The sequence below is a fragment of the Streptomyces sp. NPDC104371 genome (genome assembly GCF_055583785.1).
The window spans coordinates 95778-117386 of the sequence record NZ_JBVJNF010000005.1 but is presented as its reverse complement, the minus strand read 5'-3'; the positions used below and the strand labels follow the sequence as shown (position 1 = coordinate 117386).

16 protein-coding genes are annotated in these 21609 nt (G+C 70.8%); 3 read left to right on the top strand and 13 right to left on the bottom strand.

Annotated elements, in window-relative coordinates; translation table 11 throughout:
- The first annotated feature begins 24 nt into the window (after positions 1 to 24).
- Positions 25 to 1746, top strand: a complete 1722-nt coding sequence (locus ACZ60T_RS17600; RefSeq protein WP_469666663.1) for a sensor histidine kinase — start codon at positions 25 to 27, stop codon at positions 1744 to 1746.
- Here the strand turns inward: ACZ60T_RS17600 and ACZ60T_RS17595 are convergent.
- The 3 genes from ACZ60T_RS17595 to ACZ60T_RS17585 all read right to left on the bottom strand — a co-directional run bounded on the left by ACZ60T_RS17595 (position 1727) and on the right by ACZ60T_RS17585 (position 4516).
- Entirely contained in the window at positions 1727 to 2776 is a 1050-nt protein-coding gene (locus ACZ60T_RS17595) for an ABC transporter substrate-binding protein (protein ID WP_469666661.1), read from the bottom strand. The genes ACZ60T_RS17600 and ACZ60T_RS17595 overlap by 20 nt on opposite strands.
- A gap of 71 nt (positions 2777 to 2847) precedes the next feature.
- Positions 2848 to 3711, bottom strand: a complete 864-nt coding sequence (locus tag ACZ60T_RS17590; RefSeq protein ID WP_469666660.1) for an ABC transporter permease — start codon at positions 3709 to 3711, stop codon at positions 2848 to 2850.
- Positions 3701 to 4516 (bottom strand): ABC transporter ATP-binding protein, encoded by an 816-nt coding sequence (locus ACZ60T_RS17585; RefSeq protein ID WP_365623836.1) that lies wholly within the window; start codon positions 4514 to 4516, stop codon positions 3701 to 3703. Before ACZ60T_RS17585 ends, ACZ60T_RS17590 begins: the two co-directional genes overlap by 11 nt.
- A 157-nt stretch (positions 4517 to 4673) precedes the next feature.
- Between ACZ60T_RS17585 and ACZ60T_RS17580 the strand changes: the two genes are divergently transcribed.
- A complete protein-coding gene (locus ACZ60T_RS17580; RefSeq protein ID WP_469666659.1) occupies positions 4674 to 5366 on the top strand; it encodes a response regulator in 693 nt (230 codons plus the stop codon).
- Between the two features lie 195 nt (positions 5367 to 5561).
- On the opposite strand, the gene ACZ60T_RS17575 is transcribed toward ACZ60T_RS17580, so the two are convergent.
- The 3 genes from ACZ60T_RS17575 to ACZ60T_RS17565 all read right to left on the bottom strand — a co-directional run bounded on the left by ACZ60T_RS17575 (position 5562) and on the right by ACZ60T_RS17565 (position 9966).
- Complete coding sequence (locus tag ACZ60T_RS17575; protein WP_469666658.1) at positions 5562 to 7154, bottom strand: solute symporter family protein; 1593 nt, start codon at positions 7152 to 7154, stop codon at positions 5562 to 5564.
- On the bottom strand, positions 7151 to 7708 hold the full coding sequence (locus tag ACZ60T_RS17570; protein ID WP_469666657.1) for a DUF485 domain-containing protein: 558 nt from the start codon (positions 7706 to 7708) through the stop codon (positions 7151 to 7153). The genes ACZ60T_RS17575 and ACZ60T_RS17570 overlap by 4 nt, the downstream gene beginning before the upstream one ends.
- A gap of 134 nt (positions 7709 to 7842) precedes the next feature.
- Positions 7843 to 9966 (bottom strand): DNA gyrase/topoisomerase IV subunit B, encoded by a 2124-nt coding sequence (locus ACZ60T_RS17565; RefSeq protein ID WP_469666656.1) that lies wholly within the window; start codon positions 9964 to 9966, stop codon positions 7843 to 7845.
- Positions 9967 to 10407: 441 nt separating this feature from the next.
- On the opposite strand from ACZ60T_RS17565, the gene ACZ60T_RS17560 reads away from it, so the two are divergent.
- Positions 10408 to 10638: a DUF7455 domain-containing protein gene (locus tag ACZ60T_RS17560; protein WP_365623846.1), complete on the top strand. Its 231-nt coding sequence runs from the start codon at positions 10408 to 10410 to the stop codon at positions 10636 to 10638.
- Positions 10639 to 10861: 223 nt separating this feature from the next.
- Here the strand turns inward: ACZ60T_RS17560 and ACZ60T_RS17555 are convergent, their stop codons facing one another.
- From ACZ60T_RS17555 to ACZ60T_RS17525, 7 genes are all read right to left on the bottom strand, one after another.
- Positions 10862 to 11677 carry a S1 family serine peptidase gene (locus ACZ60T_RS17555; RefSeq protein ID WP_365623848.1) on the bottom strand — a complete coding sequence of 272 codons (816 nt, stop codon included), beginning with the start codon at positions 11675 to 11677 and terminating at the stop codon, positions 10862 to 10864.
- Positions 11678 to 11797: 120 nt separating this feature from the next.
- A complete protein-coding gene (locus tag ACZ60T_RS17550) occupies positions 11798 to 13321 on the bottom strand; it encodes an RNA polymerase sigma factor (protein ID WP_252425804.1) in 1524 nt (507 codons plus the stop codon).
- Positions 13322 to 13720: 399 nt separating this feature from the next.
- A complete protein-coding gene (locus ACZ60T_RS17545; RefSeq protein WP_365623849.1) occupies positions 13721 to 14608 on the bottom strand; it encodes a FadR/GntR family transcriptional regulator in 888 nt (295 codons plus the stop codon).
- Between the two features lie 162 nt (positions 14609 to 14770).
- Positions 14771 to 16495: an ABC transporter ATP-binding protein gene (locus ACZ60T_RS17540; RefSeq protein WP_469666654.1), complete on the bottom strand. Its 1725-nt coding sequence runs from the start codon at positions 16493 to 16495 to the stop codon at positions 14771 to 14773.
- Between the two features lie 182 nt (positions 16496 to 16677).
- Positions 16678 to 17436, bottom strand: a complete 759-nt coding sequence (locus ACZ60T_RS17535) for an NUDIX hydrolase (protein ID WP_365623853.1) — start codon at positions 17434 to 17436, stop codon at positions 16678 to 16680.
- Positions 17437 to 17566: 130 nt separating this feature from the next.
- Positions 17567 to 19588: a glycogen debranching N-terminal domain-containing protein gene (locus ACZ60T_RS17530; RefSeq protein ID WP_469666653.1), complete on the bottom strand. Its 2022-nt coding sequence runs from the start codon at positions 19586 to 19588 to the stop codon at positions 17567 to 17569.
- Between the two features lie 329 nt (positions 19589 to 19917).
- Positions 19918 to 21468, bottom strand: coding sequence for a DUF4192 domain-containing protein (locus ACZ60T_RS17525; RefSeq protein WP_469666652.1), 1551 nt, complete (start codon positions 21466 to 21468; stop codon positions 19918 to 19920).
- Positions 21469 to 21609 lie beyond the last annotated feature (141 nt).

The following is a 21609-nucleotide window of genomic DNA, read 5'->3' as shown; positions in this document are numbered from 1 at the left end:
CGCCCCTCCCCGTACCGTCGGCGCATGCACACGACACCTCCCCCTGTCCGACGCCTGCGTCTGGGGCTGCCCCGCCGGATGTTCTCGCAGGTCCTGCTGATGCAGATGGCGATCGCCGCGGGAGTGGCCGTGCTCGCCACCGGGCTGTTCCTGGCCCCGCTCAGTCATCTGCTGGACGATCAGGCGATGCGCCGGGCCCTCGCCATCGCGCAGAGCACGGCCGCCCAGCCGCAGATCGCCGAGGACCTGCGGTCCACACGGCCGACGCCGGACGGGCCCGTGCAGGTGGCGGCGGAGCGCATCCGCAAGGCCAGCGGCGCCGAGTACGTCGTGGTGCTGAACCTGCGGCATGTGCGCTGGTCGCACCGGGATCCCACGCTGGTCGGCAAGGTCGTCTCGACCGACCCGAGCAAGGCCCTGGCCGGGCGGGAGGTGATGGAGATCGACAGCGGCACCCTGGGCCGCTCGGCCCGCGGCAAGGTGCCGCTGCGCGACGCGCACGGCCGGATCATCGGCGCCGTCTCCGTGGGCATCGAGTACACCACCGTGCGGACCCGGCTGATCCACGCGATCCCGGGGCTGCTCGCCTACGCGGGCGCGGCCCTGGCCATCGGCGCGCTGGTCGCGTATCCGATCTCCCGAAGAGTCCAGCGGCAGACGCGCGACCTCGCCTTCTCCGACATCGCGGCCCTGCTCGCCGAGCGCGAGGCGATGCTGCACGGCATCAGGGAGGGGGTCGTCGCCCTGGACCGCGCGGGCCGGGTGCGTCTCCTCAACGACGAGGCGCGGCGCCTGCTGGGCATCGGGGACGAGGCCGTCGGCCGGTCCCTCGACGAGGCGCTGGGCGAGGGCCGTACGACCGACGTGCTCGCCGGACGGGTCACCGGCACCGATCTGCTCACCGTGTGCGGTCACCGCGTCCTGGTCGCCAATCGCATGCCCACCGACGACGGAGGCGCCGTCGCCACGCTGCGCGACCGCACCGAACTCGAGCAGCTCGGCCGTGAACTCGACTCCACGCGCGGCCTGATCGATGCGATGCGGGCGCAGGACCACGAGCACGCCAACCGGATGCACATCCTTCTGGGGCTGCTCGAACTGGAGATGTACGACGACGCCGCGGAGTTCGTCGGCGAGGTGGTGGGCGACCACCGGGCCACCGCGGAACAGGTCACCGAGAAGATCCACGACCCGCTTGTCGCGGCCCTGTTGGTGGGCAAGGCCACGGTGGCCGGTGAGCGCGGGGTGGCGCTGTGGATCGCGGATCACACGCTGCTGCCGGACCGGTTGATCGACCCCCAGGGGTTGGTCACGATCGTCGGCAACCTGGTCGACAACGCACTGGATGCCGTCGCGGGCACACCGCACGCGCGCGTGGAGGTCGACCTGCGCGCCGAGGGGCGTACGGCCGTGCTCAGGGTGCGCGACACCGGGCCCGGAATCCCCGCCGAGCGACGGGAGTTGGTCTTCACGGACGGATGGTCCACCAAGGAACCACCGGCGCACGGCAAGCGCGGCATCGGGCTCTCCCTGGTGCGCCGCCTCGCCGAACGCCAAGGAGGCAGCGCGCGGGTGGGCGACGCGCACGGCGGGGGCGCGGAGTTCGTCGTCGTCCTGCCGGAGGCGCTGGAGGAGTCCGGCCCGGACCGGCCGGACACGGCGACGCGGGCCGCGCCGGGCATCGCTGCGTCCGGGCGGCCCGCGTCCGAGGGCACGGCCGAAGGGCTCAGCCCGCGGCCTTCTTGACGAACTCCGTCGTGTAGGTCTTGTCCAGGTCGATGGTGGCGTTCTTGATGTTGGGGTTGAACGCCTTGAGGACCTTCTGGACGGTCTCGGGACCGCCTTCCGGCATCACGCCGTCCTTGGTGAACATGGGCAGCGTGCTCTTGACGGCGCTCACGTAGAGCGTCTTGTCGCCCTGGGAGTAGTCGGCCGGCATCTTGGCGGCGATCTCGTCCGCGGAGTGCGTGGACATCCACTTCAGGGTCTTCACGAAGGCGTTGACCAGCTTCTGGACGGTGTCCTTGTGACTGTTGACCCAGTCCGTCTGCATGTACAGGCTTGACGACGGATACGGACCACCGAGCGCCTCCTGCGACCCTTCCGGTGTCCGCATGTCGACGAGCACCGTGCCGAGCTTCTTCTGCAGGACCGTCGCGACGGTCGGGTCGGTGGTCATCCCTCCGTCGATGGAGCCCTTCTCCAGGGCGGCGATGAACGTCGCACCGGCACCGACGGCGACCGGGCTGAACTCACTGACGTTCACCCCGTTCTTGACCGCGAGGTACTTGGTGAGGAAGTCGGTCGAGGAGCCGAGGCCGGTGATGCCGAGCTTCGTGCCCTTGAAGTCCTTGGGCGACGTGATGTCCTTCGCACGCCGGGTGGACACGATCTCGACCTCACCGGGCGCGTGCGAGAACTGCACCACCGACTCGACGTGCTTGCCCTTGGTCTGCAGGTCGAGGGTGTGGTCGTAGAAGCCGACCGTGCCCTGGACCTGCCCCGAGACGAGCGCGGTCTCGGCCTGCACTCCGGCCGGCTCGGTCAGCAGCTCCACTTCGAGGCCCTCGGCGTCGAAGTAGCCGAGCCGCTGGGTGAGCATGGCGGGCAGGTAGATGACCTTGTCCAGACCACCCACCATGATCTTGACCTTCTCGCCCTTGCCGTCGCCCCTGCCGCCCGAGCCGGAGGAGGCGTCATCGGCGCAGGCGGTGAGCGAGGTGAGGGCGAGCAGGCCGGCCGTGGCGAGAGCGGCCCATCTGGCGGACTTGCGCATGGTGGTTCACGTCCTTGGGAGAGGGCGGTGCGGGAGGAAGTACGGGTGCCGTGACGGGTGTCGAGCGGTGGTCACTGCCCGGAGTCCGACGGCTTCCAGCGGAAGATGCGGCGCTCGGCGAAGGTGAGCAGGCCTTCGGCCGCCAGCGCGACGACGGCGAGGATGACCATCGCGGCATACACACCGGCCGCGTTGAAGGTGCCCTGGGACTGGGCGACGAGCAGACCGATGCCCTGGGTGGCACCGATGTACTCCCCGACGATGGCGCCGATGAGCGCGAAGCCGAAGCTGACGTGGAGGCTGGTGAAGATCCACGAGGTGGCGGACGGGATGACGACCTGAAGCGTCACCCGGCGGTCACTGGCGCCCAGGATGCGGGCGTTGGCCACGAGATTGCGGTCCACCTCGCGGGCGCCCTGGAAGGCGTTGAAGAAGACGGGGAAGAAGACCAGGACGACGGCCGAGGCGATCTTGGAGGCCGATCCGAGCCCGAACCAGATCACGAAGATCGGGGCAAGGACGATCCGGGGAATGGAGTTGAGCACCTTGATGTACGGCCCCAGGACATCGGCGAGGAAGGCGACCCGTCCCAGCGCGATACCGAAGACCACCCCGGACACGACCCCGAGGATCCAGCCGACCAGCGCTTCCTGAAGCGTGACCCAGATCTGCGCGCCGAGCGAGCCGAGCGCGGTGCCGTGCATGATCCAGGTGTGGATCTGGTCCCAGATCTTCGACGGCATCGAGAAGTTGAACGGATCGATGGTCCCGGTCCGCGACAGCACTTCCCACAGCCCGAGCACGGCGACCAGCAGCAGCACACGCGCGAGGGCGACAACGGCCTTGCGTCTCCGGGCGGCACGCGCGCGTGAGTGCGCGCGGTCGGACTTGACGACGTCGACGGACGACGGAGCGGAGAGGACCTCAGGCGACATGGGCGGTACCTCTCTCACGCGTGATGCGAACCTCTTCGCCGAGGGACTCCCAGATCTCGCGGTAGATCTCGATGAACCGCGGCTCCAGGCGCACCGATTCGACCTTGCGCGGGCGCGGCAGGTCGATGTCGAAGACCTGCTTCACGGTCGCGGGCCCGGCGGTCATCACGACCACCTTGTCGGCCAGCGCGATGGACTCCTCCAGGTCGTGGGTGACGAAGACGACCGAGGCGCCCGTGCCCTCCCACAGTTCCAGCAGCTCGTCGGACATCAGGGCCCGGGTCTGCACGTCGAGAGCCGAGAACGGCTCGTCCATGAGCAGGATCTCGGGGTCGTTGACGAAGGTGGCCGCGAGGGCGACGCGCTTGCGCTGGCCGCCGGAGAGCTGGTGGGGGTAGCGGTCCTCGAAGGCCGCGAGGCCGACCCGGTCGAGCCACTCGCGCGCCTTCTGCCGGGCCTCCGCCTTCGGCACACCGCGAAAGCGCGGGCCCGCCATGACGTTGGACAGGACCGTGCGCCAGGGGAACGTGGCGTCCTGCTGGAAGACGAAGCCGACCTTGTCCCCGACCCCGTCGACGGGCTCACCGGCCACCAGGACCTCGCCCTCGGTGGGCTCCTCCAGACCGCTGACCAGGGTCAGCGTCGTCGACTTGCCGCACCCGGTGGGTCCGACGACAGCGACGAACTCACCTCGCCCGACGGTCAGATCAAGCTCCCTGACCGCGGTGTGCAGACCCCCTGCCGGGGTCCTGAAGACCTTGCTCGCGCCCCGCAACTCGATCGCGGGGCTGATCTCTGCGCTCATGGCCTGGGACCGTAGAGCGCGGACGGGCCGTCGCAGCAGTCTTGTGGTCACAACCTCGACTTCTGCTCACAGGAGTCTGTTGTGCTCGTTTTGCGCGCGCTACAACACGGACTGAAACACGGGCTCACCGCTCGCCCGGTCCAGAGGGAGAGGCCCGATGATTGACGTCCTGGTCGTGGACGACGACTTCCGTGTCGCCGAGATCAACGCCAAGTACGTGGAGAAGGTTCCCGGCTTCCGGGTCGCCGCCCGCGCGCACAACGCCGCCCAGGCGCTCGCCGCGGTGGAGCGCGCCCCGATCGACCTGGTCCTGCTCGACCACTATCTGCCGGACCGGACCGGCCTCGAACTGGTCCACCACATGCGTGAGTACGGCCATGGCACCGACGTCATCATGATCACGGCGGCGGGAGACGTGGCGACCGTGCAGGCGGCGATGCGCCTGGGCGCGCTGCACTATCTGGTCAAGCCGTTCACGTTCGCGGGTCTGCGCACCCGCCTCGACTCGTACGCGGCGCTGCGGCGCACCGTCGACCGCGTCAGCGGCCGAGGAGTGGCGGGGCAGGAACAGGTCGACCGCATCTTCGGCGCCCTGCGCACCGCGCCCGCCCCCTCCGCGTCCAGGCTGCCCAGCGGTCACTCGGAGCCGACGACGGACCTCATCTGCGAGGTGCTGCACGGGGCCGAACACCCGCTGTCCGCCCATGAGGTGGCCGCCCGGACCGGCCTCAGCCGCTCCACCGCCCAGCGCTATCTGCGTCATCTGGAGCAGGCGGGCCGACTGAGTCTGTCGCTGAAGTACGGCGTCACGGGACGGCCCGAGCACCGGTACGCCTGGGTGGCGCCGTAGAGGGCTCTGATAGGCCCTGTACGGCGCCAGGAGGCACCACCCGGTGCCCACGGGTGTCTCGAGGCGCCCACAGGCGCCCACAGGCGCCTGCGGGCGTCTGCGGGCGTCTGCGGGCGTCTGCGGGCGTCTGCGGGCGTCTGCGGGCGTCTGCGGCCTCGTACGGGTTCTTACAGGTGTCCCGCGTCCGTGCGTGTGTCAGACCGCCCCGGCCCCCGTCAGCGACCGCACCTCGGTCTCGGCGTGCTTCGCCTCGTCCGGTGGCTCGGCCGAGGTGACCGTACCCAGCCAGCCCGCGAGGAAGCCCAGCGGGACGGACACGATGCCCGGGTTCTCCAGCGGGAAGTACTGGAAGTCGACGCCCGGGAACAGCGAGTCGGGGCTCCCCGAGACGACCGGGGACAGCAGCACGAGCCCGAGCGCGGGTACGAGGCCGCCGTAGACCGCCCATACGGCGCCGCGCGTGGTGAAGCCGCGCCAGAACAGCGAGTACATCAGCACGGGGAGGTTCGCGGACGCGGAGACCGCGAAGGCGAGCCCCACCAGGAAGGCCGCGTTGAGGTCCCGGGCCAGCAGCCCGATCGTGATCGCGACCACGCCGACGGCGACGGCGGCGATCCGCGCCACGGCCACCTCGCTGCGCGGTGCGACGCGACGGCGCCGCAACGACGGATACAGATCGTGGGCCACCGAGGCCGAGGCGGAGAGGGTGATCCCGGCGACGACCGCGAGGATCGTGGCGAAGGCGATCGCGGCGACCACGGCGAACAGAACCGTTCCTCCGGTGGAGTCCGCACCACCACCGAGGTTCCGCGCGAGCAGCGGCACCGCCGTGTTCCCCGCTGCGTTCGACTCCCGTACGGCGTCCGGTCCGAGGACGGCGGCGGCACCGAACCCCAGCACGATCGCCATCAGATAGAAGCCGCCGATGAGTCCGACCGACCAGACGACCGAGCGACGCGCGGCCCGCGCGGTCGGCACGGTGTAGAAGCGGGACAGGATGTGCGGCAGCCCGGCCGTGCCGAGCACCAGCGCCAGGCCCAGGCTGATGAAGTCGACCCGGGAGGCCCAGCCGCTGCCGTACTTGAGGCCGGGCGCGAGGAACGCCTGTCCGTGTCCGCTGCGTTCGGCGGCCGTCCGCAGCAGCGCGTCGATGTTCCCGTGGAAGCGCAGCAGGACGAGCACGGTCAGGGCGATCGTGCCGCCGAGCAGCAGGACCGCCTTGACGATCTGGATCCAGGTGGTGGCCCGCATCCCGCCGAAGGACACATAGATCACCATGAGCGCGCCGACGCCGATCACGGTCCAGGCACGCGCCGCCTCGCTCGTGTCCCCGAGCAGCAGCGCCACCAGGCTGCCCGCGCCGACCATCTGTGCCACCAGGTAGAGCACGGACACGGTCACCGAGGACGTCCCGGCCGCGATGCGCACCGGACGCTCGCGCATCCGCGCCACGACGACGTCCGCGAGCGTGAACCGCCCGCAGTTGCGCACCAGTTCGGCGACGCAGAAGAGCACCACGAGCCAGGCGACGAGGAAGCCCACCACATACAGCAGCCCGTCGTACCCGAAGAGCGCGATGAGCCCGGTGACGCCCAGCAGCGAGGCGGCCGAGGTGTAGTCACCGGCGATGGCAAAACCATTCTCCATCGGTGAGAACAGCCGTCCGCCCGCGTAGAACTCCTCTGCCGATCCCTGCCTGTTGCGACTCACCCAGGTCGTGATCGCGAGCGTGATCACGACGAAGACGCTGAACAGCAGGAGCGCCAGGGCCTGATGATGTCCGGTCATCGCGCCCCTCCCCTGAGTCCGCGCGTCAACTCCTGGGTGTTCCAGCGCAGATCGAGCGCGGCCCGGTCCCGGCGCAAGCGCGCGTGTCGCGCGTACGCCCATGTGAACAGGAACGTCGTCAGGAACTGTCCGATCCCGGCCACCATCGCCACGTTCACCGCGCCCGCGACCGGGCGCGCCATCAGCCCGGGTGCCGTCTGCGCGGTCACCACGTAGCCCACGTACCAGGTGAGCGACAGCACCAGGCCCGGGATCACGAACCTGCGGTACCGGCTGCGTACTTCCTGGAACGCCGCGCTGCGCCGCACCTCCAGATAGACCTCGGCCGCGTCGCCCGTACGTTCCTGGCGCGCGGGCGGCACGACGGGCGCCGGGGAGCCCGTCCCGTCCATCTCGCCCCAGCCCGAGGCGAGCGCGTCGTACCAAGGATCGTCGTACCTCGGCCGTCCCGATGCCTCCACGTCCGCGGAGGCCGGGTCAGGGCCCTCGTACTTCGCCACCGGACTCTCAGGGCCGTCCCCGTGCCCGCGGGGGCGGCCATCGCTTGACTGCATGCCCAAGGATGGGCAGATCGTGACGACCGCCGGCTCCGCTTCCCCGCCCCGTTCACCCCATCAGGTGACACACGGCACGGGTGACACAGGTGACGCGGGCGGCCCCGAAGGACGGGGCCGCACCGGGCGCCGCGCTACGCGTCGATGCGCGAGCGGTCCAGCGTCGCCGCCGAGCTGGAGATGAACTCCTTGCGCGGCGCCACATCGGTCCCCATCAGCAGGTCGAACACCTGCTCGGCGGCCTCCAGGTCGGAGAGGTTGATCCGGCGCAGGGTGCGGTGCCGGGGGTCCATCGTCGTCTCGGCGAGCTGATCGGCGTCCATCTCACCGAGGCCCTTGTAGCGCTGGATGGAGTCCTTGTAGCGGACGCCCTTGCTCTGGAACTGCAGGAGCGTGTCGCGCAGTTCGCGGTCCGAGTACGTGTAGACGTACTTGTCCTGGCCCTTCTTCGGCTGGACGATCTCGATGCGGTGCAGCGGCGGCACCGCGGCGAACACCCGGCCCGCCTCGACCATGGGCCGCATGTAGCGGTGGAAGAGCGTCAGGAGCAGCGTACGGATGTGGGAGCCGTCCACATCGGCGTCGGTCATCATGATGATCTTGCCGTAGCGGGCCGCGTCGATGTCGAAGGTCCGGCCCGATCCGGCCCCTATGACCTGGATGATCGCTCCGCACTCGGCGTTCTTTAGCATGTCCGTGACGGACGACTTCTGGACGTTGAGGATCTTGCCGCGGATCGGCAGCAGCGCCTGGAACTCCGAGTTCCGCGCGAGCTTCGCCGTGCCGAGCGCGGAGTCGCCCTCGACGATGAACAGCTCGCTGCGCTCGACGTCGTCGCTGCGGCAGTCGGCGAGCTTGGCGGGCAGCGACGAGGACTCCAGAGCCGTCTTGCGACGCTGTGCGTCCTTGTGCTGACGTGCGGCGATCCGCGTACGGGCGGCGGCGACGGCCTTCTCGAGGACGACCCGGGCCTGCTGCGCGGCGTCCCGCTTCGTGGAGGTGAGGAACGCCTTGAGTTCCTTGGAGACCACGTTCGTGACGATCCGGCGGGCCGCGGAGGTGCCGAGGACCTCCTTGGTCTGGCCCTCGAACTGCGGTTCGGCCAGGCGCACGGTGACGACCGCGGTGAGCCCCTCCAGGGCGTCGTCCTTGACGATGTCGTCCTCGGCGACGCGCAGCAGCTTCTTGGTGCGCAGCACCTCGTTCACGGTCTTGGCGACGGCCTGCTCGAAGCCCGCGACATGGGTGCCGCCCTTGGGGGTGGCGATGATGTTGACGAAGGACCTGAGTGTCGTCTCGTACCCCGTCCCCCAGCGCAGCGCGACGTCGACTCCCAGGTCCCGGGTGACCTCGGTGGGCGTCATCTGGCCGTGCTCGTCCAGGACGGGCACCGTCTCCTTGAAGGTGCCCTGCCCGGAGAAGCGCAGGACGTCGCACACCGGCTTGTCGCTCGCCAGGTACTCGCAGAACTCACTGATGCCGCCGTCGAAGCGGAAGGACTCCTCGCCCTTGCTGCCGCCGTCACCGAGCCCGTACTCGTCGCGTACGACGATGGTGAGGCCGGGCACCAGGAACGCGGTCTGGCGGGCGCGCTGGTGCAGCGTCTCCAGGGAGAGCTTGGCGTCCTTGAGGAAGATCTGGCGGTCGGCCCAGTAGCGCACGCGCGTGCCGGTACGGGTCTTGGGGATCTTCTTCGTCTTGCGCAGACCGCCCTTGGCCTCGAACTTGGCGTCCGGGCCGTCCTTGGCGAAGGAGCCGGGCACGCCGCGCCGGAAGCTGATCGCGTGGGTGTGGCCCCCGCGGTCGACCTCGACGTCCAGGCGCGCGGAGAGGGCGTTCACCACGGACGCGCCGACGCCGTGCAGACCGCCGGAGGCCGCGTAGGAGCCGCCGCCGAACTTGCCGCCGGCGTGCAGCTTGGTCATCACGACCTCGACACCGGACAGCCCGGTCTTGGGCTCCACGTCGACGGGGATGCCACGGCCGTTGTCCCGCACCTCCACCGAGGCGTCGTCGTGCAGGACCACCTCGATGCGGTCGCAGTACCCGCCGAGGGCCTCGTCCACGGAGTTGTCGATGATCTCCCAGACGCAGTGCATCAGACCACGGCTGTCCGTGGAGCCGATGTACATACCCGGGCGCTTGCGCACGGCCTCGAGGCCTTCGAGGACGAGCAGGTGCCGCGCGGTGTAGTTGGAACCGTCCCGGTCTGCTCCGGTCAGCAGCGCTGTGGACGGCACGGACGTCTCGGCGGTCACGCGGTTCGCTCCTCGCTGAATTTCAGATGGTGCCCTTGGCGACAAGGGGGGCGGCGTCGGCCGCCGGTCCGAGGGTACAGAGGCCTGATAGAGCCGTTGTCACGCCACCCTCGTCTGAACTCAGACTAGTCCAGAGTCGTACGGGCGTTCGAACTCAAGCCCGAGTGAAGCGCACATCACGTTCCCTTCGAGGCATGAACCCTTTAGGCTCCGGGCACGTCCTCATCAATAACCGGCAACCCGGCCGGGAGGACTGACACCCGACAGACAGCGCGAATCCGTACGACGCAAGGCACGCAATACGGCTCATTCGCCGCCAACCGGCAACGGACAGCCACCACGGAGAGAAATCTTCGAGGAAAAGCCGCGAGCGGGAACGTTTTCGGCCTGGTTGGATGTTGACCCTGGTAAGACAGCTCGTCGAGCTAGAGAAGAGGCGACGTGACTACTGTTCTGACCCCCGCGAGCCCGCTGACGGCCGCTGACCGCTGCGACCGCTGCGGCGCCCAGGCGTACCTGCGCGTCGTCCTCCTGAGCGGCGGAGAGCTGCTCTTCTGCGCCCACCACGGTCGCAAGTTCGAGCCGGAACTCAAGAAGATCGCGGCCGAGATACAGGACGAGACGCAGCGGCTCACCTCCGTTCCGGCGCACACGCCCGAAGAGGAGCACTGACGCTTCGCCTTCACGACGAGCCCGCACCGGCCCGGCGCCGGTGAACGGGCGGCCACTTCGATCACAGGCAGTGGCCGCCCGTACTCGTAGGGCGCAGTGCGCCGACCTTCACGACGTACGTCGTCCTGGAGGCTCCATGTCGGCGTGAGCCCTACGACCAAGCGCCTTCGGGTAGGAACCCGAAGGCGCTGCTTTGCGACGCCACGCTCAGCGCCGTCGCCCCTCAGCCACCGGCCAGCGCGCGGACGACCTCCGAGACCCGCGTGTAGACCCCCGGGCTGCCGGCCCGGCCGCATCCGCTCCCCCATGACACCAGGCCGATCAGCCGCCCCTTGGCGACCAGCGGCCCCCCGCTGTCCCCCTGGCAGGCGTCATGGCCCCCCTTGGAGTCTCCGGCGCACAGCATGGAGGCGGGCGTGTACTTCCCCTCCGCCTCGCCGGGGTATGCCCGCTCACAGGCCGCGTTCGGCAGGACCCGGACGTGCGAGGCCCGCAGGCTGTGCTCATAGTCCCCGCCCCCGGTGATGTCGCCCCAGCCGTACACCGTCGCGGCCGTGCCGGGCTTGTACGCGGCGTCACCGGCCTCGGCCATGGCGATGACCGAGCTGGCGGGCAGCGGATCGGCGAGGGTGAGCACGGCGAAGTCCCCGGCGTTCGTGGAACTGTTGTACGAGGGATTGACCCAGGCGGCGGACACCCGGATCTCCTTGCCCTGGTGGGACAGCAGATCGGTGCGGTTCGCGATGACCTTCAGATCGCGCACCTTCCCTGGTGGCGCCCCGAGGACGGTCTTGCTCATACAGTGGGCCGCGGTCAGGATCATGGACCGGTCCACCGCCACTCCTCCGCAGAACTGTCCGGCCCGCGTACCTCCGAACCGGTCACGGCTGGAGAGGGCGACCGCCCACGGACTCTGCGAGATATCGACCGGGGAGCCTCCGATGACGACGCTGCCCTGGGCCGCCTGTGCGGGCGCCGACAGCGGCACCAGGGCCGCCGCAGCCGCGAGGGCCAGCGCTGGAGCGAAGGGACGACGCATACCTGTTCCTCACTGTGAGGTGATCGTGGAACACCCACAGTGATCCAATGTAAGGCGTCGCGCACACGCAAAGGGCCCGGCTTCCCTCGGGAAGTCGGGCCCTCGCCACTGCGGTGGAGGCTAGTCGAGGTAGTCGCGCAGCACCTGGGAACGCGACGGGTGACGCAGCTTCGACATCGTCTTCGACTCGATCTGGCGGATGCGCTCGCGGGTGACGCCGTACACCTTGCCGATCTCGTCAAGGGTCTTCGGCTGACCGTCGGTGAGACCGAACCGCATGGAGACGACGCCCGCCTCACGCTCGGACAGGGTGTCGAGGACGGAGTGGAGCTGCTCCTGGAGGAGCGTGAAGCTGACCGCGTCGGCCGGGACGACGGCCTCGGAGTCCTCGATGAGGTCACCGAACTCGCTGTCACCGTCCTCGCCCAGCGGGGTGTGCAGGGAGATCGGCTCGCGGCCGTACTTCTGGACCTCGATGACCTTCTCGGGGGTCATGTCGAGTTCCTTGGCCAGCTCCTCCGGGGTGGGCTCGCGGCCCAGGTCCTGGAGCATCTGGCGCTGCACACGCGCGAGCTTGTTGATGACCTCGACCATGTGCACCGGGATACGGATGGTGCGGGCCTGGTCGGCCATCGCGCGGGTGATCGCCTGCCGGATCCACCAGGTGGCGTACGTGGAGAACTTGTAGCCCTTGGTGTAGTCGAACTTCTCGACCGCGCGGATCAGACCGAGGTTGCCCTCCTGGATGAGGTCCAGGAAGAGCATGCCGCGGCCGGTGTAGCGCTTGGCCAGGGAGACCACCAGTCGGAGGTTCGCCTCCAGGAGGTGGTTCTTGGCGCGGCGCCCGTCCTCGGCGATGATCTCCAGCTCGCGCTTGAGCTTGGGGGCGAGCTTGTCGGCGTTGGCCAGCTTGTCCTCGGCGAAGAGCCCGGCCTCGATGCGCTTGGCCAGCTCGACCTCCTGCTCGGCGTTGAGCAGGGGGACCTTGCCGATCTGCTTGAGGTAGTCCTTGACCGGGTCGGCCGTGGCACCGGCCGCCGCGACCTGCTGCGCGGGCGCGTCGTCCTCGTCCTCGTCGGAGAGCACGAAACCGGCGCTCTCGGCGCCCTCGGGCTCGTCGCCGCCCTTGCCGGGGGTCTCCTCGAGAACGTCTTCCTCGAGCAGCTCGGCGTCGTCCTTCTTGGCGGCCGTCTTCTTGGCCGCGGTCTTCTTGGCGGCCGTCTTCTTCGCGACCGCCTTCTTCGCGGTCGTCTTCTTCGCGGCAGCCTTCTTGGGGGCGTCCTCAGCCGAGTCGTCGGCGACCGGCGCCGCAGCGGCGGCAGTGGCCTTCTTGGTGGTCACCGTCTTGGCCGCGACGGTCCTGGTGGCCGTGCGCTTGGCCGAACTCTTCGCTGCGACGCTCTTTCGGGTGCGCTTGGGTTCTGCGGCACTGACCATCAGCGTCACACCCTCTTCCTCGAGGATCTGGTTGAGGCTGCGCAGTACGTTCTTCCACTGAGTGGCCGGAATCTGGTCAGCTTCGAAGGCCCGACGCACATCGTCGCCGGCGATCTGCCCATCAGCCTTTCCCCGCTCAATGAGGGCCATGACGGAGACGGACTCGGCGATCTCCGGCGGGAGCGTACGGGATGTGCTGGCCGACACGAACAACCTCTCGGAACGTTGGAAAACGGCTTCCGGCCCCGTCCGACACGGACAGAGGCCGACCGCCGGCTTGGGGATGGGCCGACGGCGCGGGCGCGGGCCGGGAAGATACACAGCGCCCTGAACGGCGTCTGTATTCCCTCCTCGGCTGCCACCTCTTAGGTCATCGCACAGCTTCGAAGAGCGTTACGCCGAATCTGCGTGGCCCGAGTCACACCCCGTAGTTACTCAAAAGTATGCGGATGCGGGCATAGACGGTCACTTGCCGTCGGACGCCGCCGGGCCCCGGGAGAATCCGACGGGGCCCGACGGCGAGTGAACGGCGTGTGTGCCCGCGCGGACCGCACGCCGGCGCACGAAGGCGCCAGCTCGCCGACCCGCACCGCCCGCCGTGTGCGGTCAGTGTTCGCGCGGTGCGGGCACCACGCGCTCCACCTCGGGATGGACGGTGAGCAGTTGGCGCATGGCGCTCTCGGCCGCCGCTCCGTCGCCCGAAGCGAGCGCGTCGACGATCCGGGCGTGCTGGGTGAGCGTGGCCTCGTTCGGGCGCTCGCACCCGGTGGCCGGGCCGCCGGAGACCTGGAGAGCGGCCGAGACGATGCCCGAGAGATGCTCCAGCATGCGGTTCCCGGCGACCTGGATGAGCAGCGAGTGGAACTCCGCGTCGGCGCGCGAGAAGGTCAGGGAGTCGCCCTGCCCCATGGCATGGCTCATGATCTCGACCATGTCGCCGAGCCGCTGCTGCACCTCCTCGCGTCCGTGCCCGGCGGCCAGGCGGGCGGCGAGCGGCTCGATGGTCCAGCGCAGCTCGCTGAGCTCACGACGCTGGTCGTCGCGCTGCGGCCCGAAGGCCCGCCACTCGATGATGTCCGGGTCGAGGAGGTTCCAGTCGCTCACCGGGCGCACGCGCGTACCGACGTTCGGGCGGGCGCTGACCAGGCCCTTGGCCTCCAGGACGCGCAATGACTCACGGACGACGGTGCGGGAGACCTCGAAGCGCTGGCCGATCTCCTCGGGCACCAGCGGACGGTCCGCGCCCAGGTCCCCCGAGACGATCATCTGGCCGAGCTGCTGGACGAGTTGGCCGTGCAGTCCGCGTCCGCGGCTTCCGGAGGTGCGTCGGCCGACGCGGCCCAGTTCCGGATCCGCCCCCTCCCAGGAAGGTGCGCCGACGCGGTCGGCGGGGGGCGCCTCGGCGTAGGGGTATCGGTCGAGTTCGCCCGATCCGGCCAGGCCGGAGTCTGAGGAACGGGCGGCGGTCATCATGGTGTGCGCAAGGGTACTCACGGATCCTTTGTCGGCGCCGTCTCCAACTCCCTTGAGGTCTTTGGTGAAAAGCACACGAAAGGGTGATCGCTCACTGCGTCGCAATTGACGCCTTATCGGAAAGAAGTGGGCGCGCTTCGAGGGAGTTGTGCACACAGGGGACCGGATGCGCGCGGATGGTGGTCATCGGGCCCGGCTCCGCAGGGTCGTGAGCAGATACGCGCACAACAGCGCGGTGACGGACAAGGCCAGTGCGCCGCCCACAGGTTGGGCCGTCACACGCGCCATGGCGGCCAACCGGCTCTCCCCGCCGAAGGACCATCGCGGCACCGTCGCGCTGAGATCCGTCGCACCGCGGAAGACCCGTTCCCCCAGGGCCTTCTGTGCGAGGGGGACGATCAGGACGGGCACCGCGAGCACCGTGGCGAGACCGGCGGACGTGGACCGGAAGACCCCGGCCGCCAGCACACCGACCCAGGCGCATCCCACGACCAGCCCGAGCCAACTCGCGCCGAGATACGGCCAGTCGGCGGGAATGTCGGCCAGGTCGGATCCGTGGAAGAGGGCGAGGACCCCGAGGTCGCAGCCGACGGCGAGCAGGGCCAGGGTCAGCGCGGCGGCCCCGGCGACGAGAAGCTTCGCGGCGAGCAGTCCCACAGAGCGGGGGACGGTGTCCCGCGATCCCGTCAGAACGGGGTGCCGGAACTCGTCACCGAAGGCGTGGGCGCCGAGCAGTCCCGCGCCGAGTGCCGCGAGCGGCAAGGGGAGTTCGCGGGGCCAGGCCGTCGGCAAGAGGTGCTGCTGCGCTGTGTGCCCGCTGCGGGCGAGAAGCAGGCGGACGAGGGCGGAGAGAACCAGTACGGCCGCCGCGATGCCGTATCCCGTACGGGTTCCGGTGGCGCGGCGCACCTCGTAGCGCAGCGGTCGCGACGGGGCGTGAGCGGGCCTGGCACGGAGGGGCGGCGGCAGCGGAGAGAAGGCCTCCGAGGCCTCGTCCGTGCGGGACGGGGCGGCCGCCCCGGTGCCCGCGCGCGGCCCCATGTCGCCGGTCTCGGCGGCCAGTTGATGGACGAGGATGCCGTTGCGGAACGCGGTCTCGCCGATGTCGGCACACGTACTGCCGTACACCGAGAGCCGATTGCCGTCCTCGTGGACGACTTCCAGGGAACGCCGCGCCGCTCGGGCCTCCTTGGCGAGAAGGGTGCCGAGGCGGGTGGCGTGCGGGCTGTGCACGCCGACGCGGGGCCGTAGCCGGGTGCGGGCGAAGTCGGCGGCCTCCTGGTCGGCGACGAGCCGCCCGTTGTCGAGCGTGACGACGTGATCGGCGGTGCGCGCGGCCTCTTCGGAGTCGCGCGTGGTGAACAGCACGGTGCCGCCCCGGGCGGCGTGCGCGCGCAGCAGAGCGTGCACCTGGTGGCCTTCGCGGGCGGAGAGACCGCGGGTCGGGTCGTCGAGGAGGAGGGTGTGCGGGTCGGCGAGCAAGGCGCGGGCCAGGCCGAGGCGGCGGTCCGCGCCGCGCGTGAGGGTACTGAGGCGCGCGTCGCGCAGCGCGCCGAGTCCGACCGCTTCGAGGACTTCGTCGGCGCGGCGGACGGGCACCCCCACGGCGGCGGCCATCATGCACAGCAGTCCGCGGACCGTGCGCGCCGGATGCCCGGGAACATCGCCGAGCAGAACGCCGACTTCCTGCCAGGGGTGGGCGACGCGGTGCAGCGGCAGGCCCCGGAAGCATGTGACGCCTCGGCCCGGTCGACGTTCGAGCATGAGCCCGAGCACCGTCGTCTTGCCCGCGCCGGAGGCCCCGAGGAGCGCGGTGACACGGCCTGCGCGCGCCTCGAAGGACACGTCGTCGACGGCGGGCGGAAGGTCCTTGCGGGGGATGCTGGTCAGTCCGATCGCCTGGATCACCCGAAGCAAGATAGCGTGATATGCCCATTTTCCGGTCATCTTGATGACGACCGGCCCTCACTGCTCCCCGTTCGGACGTCTGTCCGGGGCCGAACCGTGCCGCGTCGGCCGGTGCGCCAGACCGTCGATCGTCCCGCAGCGGTCGGCGATCAGAGCGCCGACCGTCCCACGTCGGCCGGTCGTCAGACCTCGGGGCGCAGCATCGGCGGGTTGAGGAGCGTGGCGCCGCCCGCACGGAAGAGCTGCGCCGGACGGCCTCCCTGGCGGGTGGTCGTACCGCCCGTGGGGACGAGGAAGCCGGGGGTGCCGGTGACCTTGCGGTGGAAGTTGCGCGGGTCGAGCGCGACACCCCACACGGCCTCGTAGACCCGGCGAAGCTCACCGACGGTGAATTCGGGTGGGCAGAACGCGGTGGCCAGCGACGAGTACTCGATCTTGGAACGGGCGCGTTCGACACCGTCCGCCAGGATCTGCGCGTGATCGAAGGCGAGCGGCGCCGCCTGCTCCCCGTCCCTGCCGTGGCCGCCCTGCTGGAGCAGTTCCTCGACGGGCGCCCAGCGGGCGCCGCTGGCATCGCTGCCCGGCCGGGGCGCGGGCAGGTCGGGGGCGAGCGCCAGATGCGCGACGCTGACGACTCGCATCCGAGGGTCACGCTTCGGGTCTCCGTAGGTGGCCAGTTGCTCCAGATGGGCACCGTTGTCCTGGGCCGGGGCGGACGGGTCGTGGGCCCGCAGTCCCGTCTCCTCGGCCAGCTCGCGCGCCGCGGCCTGCGCCAGATCCTCGTCGTCCCTGACGAAGCCGCCCGGGAGCGCCCAGCTCCCCTGGAAGGGCGGCTCGCCCCTGCGGACCGTCAGCGCGCACAGTGCGTGACGGCGCACGGTCAGCACGACCAGATCCACGGTGACAGCGAAGGGCGGGAAGGCTGACGGGTCGTAGGGCATGCCGCGATCATAGTCGTCTGCCTGACGATAAACACTCCGTTCGCCGACTGCCGCGACGGCTGGTCCGCTTCTGTCCGATACAGGTCTCATCACCGGCTGCCTTCCCCGCTCGTCCACCAGGTCACCGGGGTCACACCCCGAGCTGTAGTCCGTCGGCCGCCTCCTCCACCATGGCGAGGCCGGTCCGGCCGATCCGTACGGAGAAGGGGGCTCCGGCAAGCCTCAGGCCGGTCAGGACGATCTCGCCGAGCGGCGCGCCGTGCATCGGCCGCAGGGTCACCGTCTTCGCCGGGGCGTCCGGGCGGAGTCCGGCGAGTGCGGTCAGGAGCAGCACCCCGGCGGCTGCCGCCGTGGCGGCGGGGCGGCAGGCCGCCGGATGCGCCACCGGGGCGCCGCCTGCCGCGCGCGGCTCGCCCGCGAACATCTCGGGCAGCCGGTGTCCGAACGCCTCCGCCGCCGCCAGCATGCCCCGCAGCAGCCCGCTCGCCTCCCTGTCATGGCCCGCGGCGGCCAGTCCCGCGACGGCGATGGCCGTCTCCTGTATCCGCACGGCCCCGCTGCGGTGTCCGAACGGGTTGTACGCCGCCTCGCCCGCGCTCAGGCCGCGCAGCCCCCAGCCCGAGTTCACCCCTGTTTCCGTCAGCAGCCGGGCGAGCTGCTCGATCCGTACCCGGTCGAGCAGGCCGGGCGCCAGGGTGCCGGAGCCGAGCAGGCCGGTGTCGAGGAGGTGGGCGGCGCCTGCGCCGAGGTGCGGTACGAGTCGTCCGTCGGGCATGCGGGCGGCCACCGGTCTGCCGCCCGAGAGGTCCTCGGTCCAGAAGTCCTCGTGGAACGCCTCGCGGAGCGCTTGTGCCCACTGGCGCAGTTCCGGTGCCCCCGGGCGCCCATAGGCGTCGAGCAGGTCGGCACCGAGGAGCGCGGCCCGATGGGCGTGCGCCTGGCTCTCGCAGCGGTACGGCCCGTCCGGTTGCGGGTCGGGGAGGTAGGTGCCGTCGCCGACCGTGCTGCGCAGCCACCGCAGGCAGCGCTCGGCTGCAGGCAGCAAATCCTCCGTCTCCCGTTCGGGCATGCCCCATCGCCGGGCCTCCGCGAGCAGCACGGGGAAGAGCAGGGTCGACTCGGTGCCCGTGCAGCCCGGTGGGAGATGTGCGCCCGCGTCCCGCCGAGGGCCCGGAATCATGCCCGATTCGGCTCCTCTGCCGCGGAGTTGGGTACGGGCCAGGATGCGCAGCGTGCCCGCGGCGAGCCGGGTGCCGAGCGGCAGCGTCATCCGGGCTGCGGCCAGCGCCTCGGCGGGTGCCGGGCCACAGCGCCACGGCGCCCCCGCCGCGAGGTGGAGGTCGGCCGGGTGCAAGGGGTCGCGCAGCAGCAGGGCGTGGAGATCCTCGACACAGGTACGCAGCAGCGGTTGGACCCGGGGATCGTCGCCCGTGGCCACGGCCGGTGCGAGCGGACTTCTGGCGTCGCGTCCCACGGCTGCGACGCGACCGGATCTCACCGGCCGTACCCGCAGTTCCAGGCTCTGCCGTCCGCCGGGAGGCAACTCCAGCTCCCAGCGCAGGAGTCCGGCGGAGGCGAGGGCATCGGAGGGCGGCGGATGAGCCGTGACCACGGCGTCACCCGTACCGCTGGACCAGCGCAGCCCGAACGCGTGGACGCTGGCGGCGAGTTCGGGCCCGGCACCACCCGAGGCGATGGCGCTCAGCTCCGCGAGGTCCGTACCGAGGGCCACCTCCACCGGCAGACGCAGCGGGCGCGGGACCGCGCTGCGCAGGATGATCAACTCCGTGCCGTCCGCGTGCCGGACGCGCTCCACGACGACATCCGGGTCCGGGCCCGTGTCGGGGGACGCATGCACCGTCCCCACGAAATGGGCGCGGTCCGCCTCCATCATCCGGGCCTGCACGGCGAGGGGCTCCCGACCCGCCACCCGCACCTGGCAGCGGGAGAGCAGACGCCGACCCGCGCGGTAGAACCCTTCCAGGCCGCTCCCGGTCAACTGCCCCTGGTCCGTGGAGATCGCGAGTGCGGGCAGGGCGACGCAGATCAGCGCGGTGTGGACTGGCGGCAGGTCGACGAGGCGGCGCTGCGGGAGGAGAGGGCGTCGCGGCGGGCCGGACGGCTGCGGACGGTCGGCGGGCAGTGTGGACACCGGTGATCGGCCCGGGTCCCCAGCTCCTGCCGGTGGGCTACCTGTCGGCGGCGCGGGCCGGGACAGCTCGCGGCGGGGAGATCGGTCGCCGTCGGGGGCGAAGGGAAGTGCGGACAGGGGCATGAGACGGCTTCCTCTGCGCTCGGTACGCCTGGGGCGCGCCCGGCGCCGGGTGAGGGGCTCCGGAGGTCGTGAGCGGTGCGGTGGCGCGACCCGGGCGCGGGTTCGGCCACACAGGTGAACGGAAAGGACCTGTCCCAGGTCACGCTCCAGGCCGGGGAAGCCGACCGAACGGCGGTGCGCCTGAGGGGCCGGAGGGCAGCTCACGCTCATGTGCCCTGCTCCCCTGCGTCCTGCTCCCCCGTGGTCCCACCAGGCTCCGGGCGGGTCCGGGCGTGGCTGCGCGTGTCGTCCGCTGTCCGCCGCGAGGCCTCGCCGAAGGGCCGGGCACCGGACGGGCGCCGGTGGCGAGTGCCGATCGCTCGGCTGCCCGGTCGGCGACCGGCCGACGGGCGTGGCATGCGGGGCCGTCGGGGAAGGGTGCGGGCGTGCCATGACCGCCCCGTGGTGCCGGTCCTCCCCTGGCGGGGAGCCAGCGCGGGGCTCTCGTCGCAGAGCGATGCGGCGTGCTCGGCGCGCCCTGGCTCGGCCGCCCCGTTCGCACGATCCGCTCTCTCCGCCCGCAGGCATCGGCGGACGGACTCCGGGTCCAGGCCCTCGTTGCAGGCCTGGTGCAGAAGGCGGGCGAAGAGGTAGCCGGGATCCGCGCCCAGGGCCATGGCGAAGGCTTCGCGGGCCTCGACTTCGTCGCCGGTGGACCAGGCGACCCATCCGGCGAGCGTCAGCGGCGCGGCGGCATGCTCTCCGTACGATCCGACGCAGCGACGGGCCAGGGCACGCCACAGCCGCAGGGCCACCGGAGCCTCCGCGCCCTCCATCCACGCCGCAGCGCGGTCACGCGTCGTGCGGTCCTGCAAGCCGAGGATCAGGGCCGCCGCCTCGTCGTGAGCGAGCAGTTCGTCGTCGCGGAGGTCCGACGGCAGCGTGCCGGACACGGGGGACAGCTCGGCGAGACGTGCCATGACCCGCTCGGCCAGCCCAAGTGTCTCTGCGGCGACATCCTCACGGGTGCCGTCGTCCAGGATCCTCGGTACGAGTGCCAGGCTCGCGGCGTCCAGTGCCGCCTCCTGGTCGAGCGCGGCCGATGTCTCCCAGGGGCTGAGCCTGGCCCTGAACTCCTTGATGCTGCCCCGTACTTGAAGGCCCGCGTAGGTCGCGGCGGCGGCCAGGACGGAGGTACCGGGCAGGCCCATCGTCCGACCCTCGGTCGGGCAGCAGTCCGAACTCGGGCAGCAGTACGACCAGTAGCGGCCGTCGGAGATGCACAGCGCCTCCACCACAGGGATGTCGAGACCGCCGCAGGTGGTGCGCAGTACCTGGGCGAGCGGCCTGAGGCGTTCCATGACGTCGCGGCCCGTCTCCCCGCACGCCGGATCCTGGACGACGTAGGCGACCATGCTCTGCGGGCGGGCGCCTCTGCGCTCGCTGCCGGTCACCAGTCCCTGCACCAACTGCCGTGCGGCGGAAGGCCAGTCGTCGGAGCGGGGCGGAATACCGAGCCGTGCCCGCCCGCCGAACCTTCCCCGCCGGTCCTGGTCGTGCAGGGCGACCAGCACGATGCTGTCCTCGGGGCGGTACCCCAGCAGATACGGCAGGGCGTCCGCCAGCTCGGCAGGGGTGCGCAGCGTGACCTGGGGCCCGCCGTCGACGCTCGCCGAGGAGCCATGTCCGGTGTACACGGTGGGCTCGCCGTCGTGGGGCGCGGATCCGTGCATGTCGCCGATGCCGGAGGAGCCGGCCGCTTCGTCGTGGTTCGTCATGCCGTGACCATCTCGCGGATTCCGAAATTCCGCTTGAGCCTGTGGATAACCATGGCCATGAGCACGCCAGGGGTTGTCCACAGGTGGACCGGCTTCCGCGCACGATGTCCGACCGCTCGGGTTACATGGGCCCATGACCGA